At 65.9% G+C, this 7,627-nt stretch carries 5 protein-coding genes and 2 pseudogenes; 5 read left to right on the forward strand and 2 right to left on the reverse strand.

All coding sequences use genetic code 11. The features are described from left to right. The 5 genes and pseudogenes from A8G15_RS31315 to A8G15_RS28485 form a co-directional block, all read left to right on the forward strand. Positions 1–244 (forward strand): annotated as a pseudogene (locus tag A8G15_RS31315) (hypothetical protein); the annotation flags it as partial. After that, positions 244–1,836, forward strand: coding sequence for a hypothetical protein (locus A8G15_RS28470; protein ID WP_068166561.1), 1,593 nt, complete (start codon positions 244–246; stop codon positions 1,834–1,836). The pseudogene A8G15_RS31315 and the gene A8G15_RS28470, both read left to right, overlap by 1 nt. Further along, positions 1,836–3,335 (forward strand): ATP/GTP-binding protein, encoded by a 1,500-nt coding sequence (locus tag A8G15_RS28475; protein WP_245688044.1) that lies wholly within the window; start codon positions 1,836–1,838, stop codon positions 3,333–3,335. Before A8G15_RS28470 ends, A8G15_RS28475 begins: the two co-directional genes overlap by 1 nt. Continuing rightward, positions 3,332–5,146 (forward strand): type IV secretory system conjugative DNA transfer family protein, encoded by a 1,815-nt coding sequence (locus tag A8G15_RS28480; RefSeq protein WP_245688045.1) that lies wholly within the window; start codon positions 3,332–3,334, stop codon positions 5,144–5,146. Before A8G15_RS28475 ends, A8G15_RS28480 begins: the two co-directional genes overlap by 4 nt. 152 nt (positions 5,147–5,298) lie before the next feature. Further along, positions 5,299–5,766, forward strand: coding sequence for a hypothetical protein (locus tag A8G15_RS28485; RefSeq protein WP_245688046.1), 468 nt, complete (start codon positions 5,299–5,301; stop codon positions 5,764–5,766). Positions 5,767–5,873: 107 nt separating this feature from the next. Here the strand turns inward: A8G15_RS28485 and A8G15_RS28490 are convergent, their stop codons facing one another. Then, complete coding sequence (locus A8G15_RS28490; RefSeq protein WP_156665614.1) at positions 5,874–6,473, reverse strand: hypothetical protein; 600 nt, start codon at positions 6,471–6,473, stop codon at positions 5,874–5,876. A 270-nt stretch (positions 6,474–6,743) separates the two neighbouring features. Continuing rightward, positions 6,744–7,627 (reverse strand): annotated as a pseudogene (locus A8G15_RS31320) (MobF family relaxase); the annotation flags it as partial.

Genomic DNA, 7,627 nt, shown 5'->3' on the forward strand with positions numbered 1-7,627 from the left:
CACCGGATCCGGTGGGGCCGGCGCTCACCATTCGGGTGTCACCGCAGGTCACAGCGGCAGCGGGCACGGTGGTTCGAACACCCGCAAGCTCATGTCCGCAGCCAAGGGCGCGACGGGCACCCTCGCGACGGCCGGGGTCGGGGCAGTCATGGTGGCGGGCACCGTGGGCGGTGCGGCACTGAACAAGGCAGCTCAGGCAGCGCAGAACGCGCCTGAGCAGGCCGACAACACGGGAGATCAGTGATGAGTGACGATGAGCAGCGCACCTCGATCCTCGGTTCGGAGATCGCGCGACGTGGACTGATCCCCGTCCCGGAACCGGTCCTCGCCGCGTATGCAGCGGCACTGGTTCTCTCGTTGGCCCTCTTCATGTACTTCGGGTCGACGATCTGGACGTTGCTCGGTGTCGTGGCATTGGTGGCCGCGACGTTGGGCGCGACCACCGATATCAACGGGCGCCGCTCGTGGGCGGGGGAGAAGATGCACCGCCTGCGGGACCGGCGGCGACGCAAATCCGGTGAGCACATCTACCGCCAGCCTGGGGATGAGCTGTACGGGGTGCTCGGTGCCGATCCGGGGTGGGAGCTGCCGGTACCGCTCGGCGATGTCGCCCCGCTGGACCTGACCGATACGGGCCTGGACGACATGTTCATCCTCGAGCACAAAACCCCTGGTGACAACAACTACTACTCGGTGGTGCTGTCGATTCAGGGTCTCGCCGAGGGTCTGCGGGGTGCGCAGGAGTGGTCGGTGACCTCGCAGGCATTCTCTCGGACGCTGGCCTCGTTTGCGCGTCGATCCTCGCTGATCCGGGGATTGGAGATGGTGCATCGCTCGGTACCGGCGGATCTGACCCCGCATGTGGCGTGGATGGAAGGTGTCGTGAAAGCGAATCCGCACGTGGATCGGGTGATGCCGGCGATCGAGTCGTACGGGCAGCTCATCGATGTCCTGGCCCCGGAGTCGGAGGAGCACCGCTGCTACGCCACGCTGATCTTCCCGAAGTCGGTCGAGCTGTTGACGGCGGCGGGGGCGGTGGCCAAGCGCAAGGATGTCGACATCAAGGCGGGTATCGGCCAGGTCATCGTCGACGAGACGATGCGGGCGGTCGGCTCGTTGCAGGCGGCGCGACTCGGGCAGGTGCAGGTGCTCGGTCAGCAACGTGCGTGCGCGTTGTTTCGGTCGATGCTCGATCCGTCGTATGCGCTCGACGCTCATCGCGGCGCCAACTGGGCGACCTGCTGGCCGTCCTATGTCGGCGGGGATCTGTCGGTGCGAGTGTCGGACCGCTGGGATACCCGTGTCGGGTTGATCCGGCCGGGGTCGATCGAACCGATCCCGCTGCACGCGGAATGGCTCTCACCGCTGTTGACCGGCGTCGATCCGGACCCCGGCGATCCGGTCGACGGTGTGCCGGCGCAGCCGACGATCCGCACGGTCAAGGTGCGGATGGACTTCGTCGATGCGACCAAGGCTCGGCAGGCAGCGCGCAGGGATGCGACCGAGGACGCGGCGCGTCAGTACAAGGAAGCCAAGAAGGGCCAGGTCACCGATGGTGCGTCAGAGGTCATGGCCTCGGCATCGATGCGTCGGCGCGAAGACCTCAAACCGGGATCGGGCCACCACGGGGTGATCTGGTCGATGGCCGTGTCGGTCACCGCCCCTGATGAGGACGCAGTGATGCGGGCGTGCGCACGGCTCGAGCAGGCCGCCGACCAGGCCGCGATCAAGGAATTCACCTGGTACGACGACAGTCACGATGTCGCCCAGTTCCTCACGGTGCCACTCGGCCGCGGTTTGGCGGCCACGAAATTCACACGAATCAAGGGGGCCTGATGACCTCGCTGCTCAATCGCCCAAAGGGTGCCGCACCTGCAACGATCCCGACCGAGGCCATGGATGTGGTCGAGAGCGTGGTCGCGCGCCGGCGGGCACCCCGACGCAACAAGTGGCTGGACCGGTGGGGCTGGTACGAGCCTCGACCCGAAGGTGTGTGGTCGACGACCCGGCAGGGCGAGGCGCTGAATCTGGCGACCACCCGCAAGAACGTGCGCCACGAAGGGCTCGTGTCCGGCCGTAATCTGATGTCGAATGCCCTGGTCATCACCGATCCGTTCGCGCTGTACGGCAGCGAGATCGAGAACATCAACGTGGCGGTGGTCGGTGACATCGGCAAGGCGAAGTCCTCGCTGATCAAGACCACCCTCGGGCTGCGGCAGATCGCGGCCGGGCGTCAGGTCGTGGTGATCGACAAGAAGCGCCAGGGCGATCACGGCGGCGAGTACACCAAGCTCGCGAAGACGCTCGGGGTCCCCTCGATCAAGTTCAAGACCGGGGGCGACGGGGCGCGCCTGAACCTGATGGACCCGGCGATCTCCTCGGCGGTGAACACCTCCGGCGGCATCGTGCCGGCCGGGCAGGAAGTGCTGATCGCCGCGGTGCTCGAGGACACGATGCAGCGGCCGCTGGTGCAGACGGAGATCGCGGCGCTGAACCTGGCGTTGCGGCTGGTCAACGAGCGTGCTAGCCAGGACCACACCGAACCGGTTCTGCGCGATGTCGCCGATCTGTTGTTGTCGACACCGGAAGAGGCGACGGCGACGTTCGGCCCGGTCTGGGAGAAGGATGCGTGCCGGTGGGGCCGCGATCCGGGATTGGCGCTGCGCCAGCTCTGCGAGGGCGATCTGCGTGGGCTGGTCGACCAGCCGACCTCGGAAGATGTGCGCAACGCGCTCGATCATCCGCTGGTGCACTTCGATGTGTCCGAGCTGCCGAACAAAGGTCCGGCGCTGCGGGTGGTGATGACGGTCATCAACACGTGGTTGTCGAACGTGCTGGCTGCGCGGGCGTCCGAGCACAAGCAGACGGTACTGATCGTCGAAGAGGGTTGGCACATCGCGGAAGGGTCGACCGGCAAGGTCTTCCGCGACAACATGAAGCTCTCGCGCGGCCTCGGCCTATCGACGGTCTCGGCGTTCCACCACATCGCGGACCTGCCTGCCGATTCTCCGGCGCGGGCACTGATGCAGGAGGCCGGCATCGTGTTCCTGTACGGACAGGATCGTGTCGATGACGCCGAGCAGACGGTGCGGATGTATCACCTGCCCGACTACTGCGTCGACCTGCTGATGTCGATGCGCAAGGGGCAGTGCCTCGTGGTGATGGGCAAGTCCGATCCGGTGCTGATGCAGCACGAACGGTCCCCGTTGGAGATCGTCCTGACCGACACCGACGAGGTCATTCGGGGTGAGTCGACGATGTTGGTCGAGCAGATCCGTCTGCCCGACGAGCTCGACGCCGCAGCGATCGCCGAGCTGGTGGGGGAGGCCCAGTGACCGAACGTGGACAGGCGCGGCCGTCGCAGCCGGTGATCCCGGTCGGGACCGGCCCGCTCGTAGCGGTGATCGGCGGGGTGTTGTGGTCGGTGTACGTCGGTGGCGCGGTCGCCGGTGTGGTCACTGGGTCGGGCCTGGTGTGGCCCGACGGGCTCTACGGGTCGCTGTCGGTGTTGCGGACGTTGGTGCTCTCGCCGGGGGATCCGACCGCGGGCTGGCCCGAGGACGGTAGGCCGGGATCGGCGGCCGTGACGTGGGTGTGCCTGATCGTGGCGGCGCTGCTCTACATCACCGCGACGGTGGTGGTCAGGGCGAATATTTCGGCACGTCAACGCGCCAAGCGGCGCCGACAGCAGGGGTTTGCGGACCCGGCGGAGTTGCGTCGGCGCGGCCTGGACCGCAGGAGCGCGGTCAAGGCGGCCACAACGAATCGGGCGAGCCTGCGCGAGACGCCGGCCCGCAAGATCGAGGCGCACGATGTGGCCACGCGGATCGGCACGCTCTACGGCGAGCACGGCAAGGATGCCGAGGTGTTCACGCAGTACCGCGACGGGACGCTGGTGGAGGGTCCGACCGGCTCGGGTAAGAGCTGGCGCCTGGCCTGGCAGCGGATCGTCGAATCGGTGGGGTTTGTGCTGGCCACGACCACGAAACCCGATCTGCTGTGGTCCTCGGTCGGGCAACGTCTGGCGGTCGGGCCGGTCGAGGTGTTCGATCCAGAGGGCATCACCCGGTGGCCGACGCCGATGCGGTGGTCACTGCTGGCTGGCTGCGACGACCCGGACACTGCGATCCGGCGCGCCGATGCGCTGGTGCAGGCGGTTCCGATCGACGGTGACACGAAGAACGCGGGGTACTTCTCGAAGAACGCGGCGAAGTACCTGCGGTGCTGTCTGTATGCGGCGGCGGTGTCCGGCAGTGATGTGACGGTGTTCTACCGGTGGGCGATGCAACGGCAGGTGCCGAAGGTCAAGGAAATCCTGGACAGGGACCTGCCGACGTGGAGTGTGGAGTATTCCCAGCTCGGCGGCTCCGGCTCGGATTCGGTCGACGATGTGATGTCGACGGTCTCGACGCTGCTCGATCCCCTCGCGTCGCCGAAGCTGATGGCGGCGGTCAACGTCACCACCGCCGAGTCAGTCGACCTCGAGCAACTGATCCGCGACGGCGGGACGCTGTACCTGATCTCCGAAGGCTCGTACGGATCGAGCGCGCCGATCGTGACAGCGCTGGCGGCCGAGGCGTACTACCTGGCCAAAGAGATCTCGCGCGAGTACCCGGAAGAACGGATCGACCCGCCGGTCCGGTTCGTGCTCGACGAGGTCAACAATGTCGCCCCCATCCCGGATCTGCCGGACAAGGTCAGCGACAGCGCTGGTAGAGGCATTTCGATCTGGGTGTTCTGCCACGGTCAGGAGCAGAACATCCGACGGTGGGGTCCGAGTGCGGGACGGATGTTCACGACGAACTCGCCGGTGCGGATCATCCTGCCCGGCCTCGGTGACGTGAACGAACTCGAGCAGATCTCCCGGCTGACCGGCGAACGTGACGAGTGGTGGGCACCGAACCAGGCTCCCCGACAGACGAAGGTGATGACCGCACCCGAGATTCGCGGGATGCCCGCGGACCAGGCGCTCATGATCTATCGGGGATCGGCGCCGGCGCTGGTCCACCTGCCGCTGGTGTGGGACATCGCGCACTGGAAGCAGCGGGTGCTCGATTCCCAGGAGGTCTACGACTGGATCTGCGAGACGGGTGAGCTGCCCGATTGGGCGTGGTCGCGTGAGACCGGCAAGGCGGTGCTGGGATGAGCGAGTACCGGCCGGGGTCGCTGTCGTGGCGGCATCTCGATCAGGAGCAAGCGCAGCGATTGTGGGTCGAGCTGATCGACTGGGTGGAGTGGTTTCGCGGTTGCTACCGGCTCACCGATCGGATCAAGGGCTGTTGGTATCGGCACCCGAAGATGGTCGAGGAGCTGACGGCGGCGATGTCGGCGCACAAGGTGGCCTACGAACAGCTCTCCGAGGAGCAGAGGCATACGTGGTCGCCGGGGAGCTGGCACTACCAGGTGTATCAGCCGCTGTTGCAGCGGTTAGCGGCGAACTCGGACGAGTTCGCGGACTGCATCGATGGACGCTGTGAGCCTCCGAAGATCGAGGTCCGGCTGTCCGATGGGGTGCGCGAATGGATCGTGCGCGACATCGCGGCGCGGCCGACGCCCATCGAGGCAGCAATCGAGGCGACCGGTTCGTCGGCCAACTCGTCGAGCAGATCGGCGGCGTTGCCAACGATCGATGCGGCTCGGATGGTCGATCTGATCGACTCCGGGGACGCGGAGCCGGTTGATCCGGATGATGAGTTCGGGCCGGTGTCGTACGACGGTCACGTGTGGGAGTGGTCGGACGATGAGGACGTGTACATGCGGGGGTAGAAACTCCGGGAACGCATGGACCAGGCTCCCCACCTGGTTTTCCCCGCTGGCATGGGCGTCCGCGGCGGCGCCCATGCTGGCGACGCAGCTCTCGACCTGACAAAAGCTCATGAGGGGTTCGGTTCCTGGTCCTCACGCTTTTCAATGATCGTCTCCCACACCAGAATTCCTAGAGGTACGGCGATACCAATCGCAGCAAACGCCATAGCGATCCTCGACAATGATTCGAACTCAGGTTGGCACACACTCGTGTCGACGCCGGAAACGCGGCGAAACCACGAGCCGCAGTCAACGTCAACGTAGTACGAGTAGGACAGAAGCCCACTCCCACTCTGTGTGAGTTCCTGTCCTGTGAGTGGTAAGAACAGGATTGCCACCGGTATGCAAAAAAACACCACACCCCACAGGGCAAGTTGCAGTCGATGCGTAGGGGTTCTGACGTGATGGATAACCATGCCAAGGACCAATGCCAGCCCAGCCCCATACGTGGCCAGAAGGATGCCCACTTGCCCTTCTGACAGGTCCGACGGCAGGTAGATCGCACCGACTATCTTTTCGCCGCGTTCCGAAACCGCGGTGAAGATCGCTCCCAGAATTGCAACGACCGCGAAAATTATGCCGATGGCTGCTGCTGCGGCCGTCATCACCAGCATCACCGGCGCTAGCGATCGCTTCCCTCGGTTTGGTTCGGTGCCGTCGTTTGACATGCAAACCCACCCCCTGAAGAGACGTCGCTGGCATTCGGCGCAGTAGCTCGCAACGAGTATCCCGCTTGCGGGATGCCCTCTGATATGGATCGCGCCGAACGGACCGGCGATAGACCAAGCCCATCGGGGGTCGCGGTTTTGCGTTTCATGTGGACAAGTCTCCGCACTGTCGGGCAGATGTGGCTGAGTGAGAGGTCGCTGATCTGGCGAACCGCGCCGGGAAGGATGGCGGGAGCTAGATACTGGTCCAGCGGCCAGCAACTGCCCGGATCAGATATGACGTGTTCGCTGCTCGATGGGCGCGATCTCAGGCCGATGATCCGAGGCTCGGCCAGGACTGTCCTGCTGGCACTTCTTCTTCTCGAACAGCTGAGCACGGTGTCGTTCGATATGGGCCCAGTCCAATGCGGCGCGCCGCTCGCTCGGCCGGCTACCGGCGAGGGTGACATTGTCGGTGATGTGGTGGGTGCTGCGGTACGCAGCAGCGTCGGCAACGGTGGCCCGCCACAGCGCAGCGTGTTCGGGATCGTCGGGGCAGGGGCCGAGGCTCGACTGTGCCCAGTTCGGGGCGTTGTCGTCGGTGAGCTGGTCGCGGTAGTTGCGGTGCATGTCGGTGATGGCCTGGTAGTCCTGGCGGATCTGCGCGGCGAGGTCGGTGTCGATGGTGTCGGCATCGGATACGGGCGCGACGATCCACTCGGGTGCGTCCGGGTGAGTGAAGTCGCGGCCGTCGCCGGCGATGCGGTCGAGTTCGGCGAGCACCGTGGTCGCCGGGGCTATGGCTCCGGCCTGTTCTGCGAGGTCGGTCAGGATCTCGTCGATGCTGGCGCCGCTGGTCTGCTCGATGTGCTGGATGCGTCCGGCGATGGCGGCGGCGCGCTCGTCGTCGGTCTGCAACGCGAGGGTCGGCAGGTGTTCGGCGATGAGGTCGTGGTGATCGTCGAGCCAATGGTGGTTGCGTCGGGCGATCAGCTCGGTCAACGGCCGGGCCATGCCGGAGCGCAGCGCCGCCGCAGTGATCTCGGAGCCCTCTTCGGTGAGTCGTTCATGGTGCCAGGTGAGCAGGTTGATCGGGTCGACACCGGCCTGGGCGGCGCGGTGGAGCTGGCGGGCGAGCAGCCGGGCGGAGCGCTCGTGGTCAAGCCCCAGAAGGT

The organism is Rhodococcus phenolicus (genome assembly GCF_001646785.1).
GTDB classification, from domain to species: domain Bacteria; phylum Actinomycetota; class Actinomycetes; order Mycobacteriales; family Mycobacteriaceae; genus Rhodococcus; species Rhodococcus phenolicus.

What these genes read in the sequence shown, in the direction of transcription:
- A8G15_RS28470 (WP_068166561.1), top strand. Translation starts at nt 244, where the DNA reads ATGAGTGACGATGAGCAGCGCACCTCGATCCTCGGTTCGGAGATCGCG.
- A8G15_RS28475 (WP_245688044.1), top strand. Translation starts at nt 1,836, where the DNA reads ATGACCTCGCTGCTCAATCGCCCAAAGGGTGCCGCACCTGCAACGATC.
- A8G15_RS28485 (WP_245688046.1), top strand. Translation starts at nt 5,299, where the DNA reads ATGGTCGAGGAGCTGACGGCGGCGATGTCGGCGCACAAGGTGGCCTAC.
- A8G15_RS28490 (WP_156665614.1), bottom strand. Translation starts at nt 6,473, where the DNA reads ATGTCAAACGACGGCACCGAACCAAACCGAGGGAAGCGATCGCTAGCG.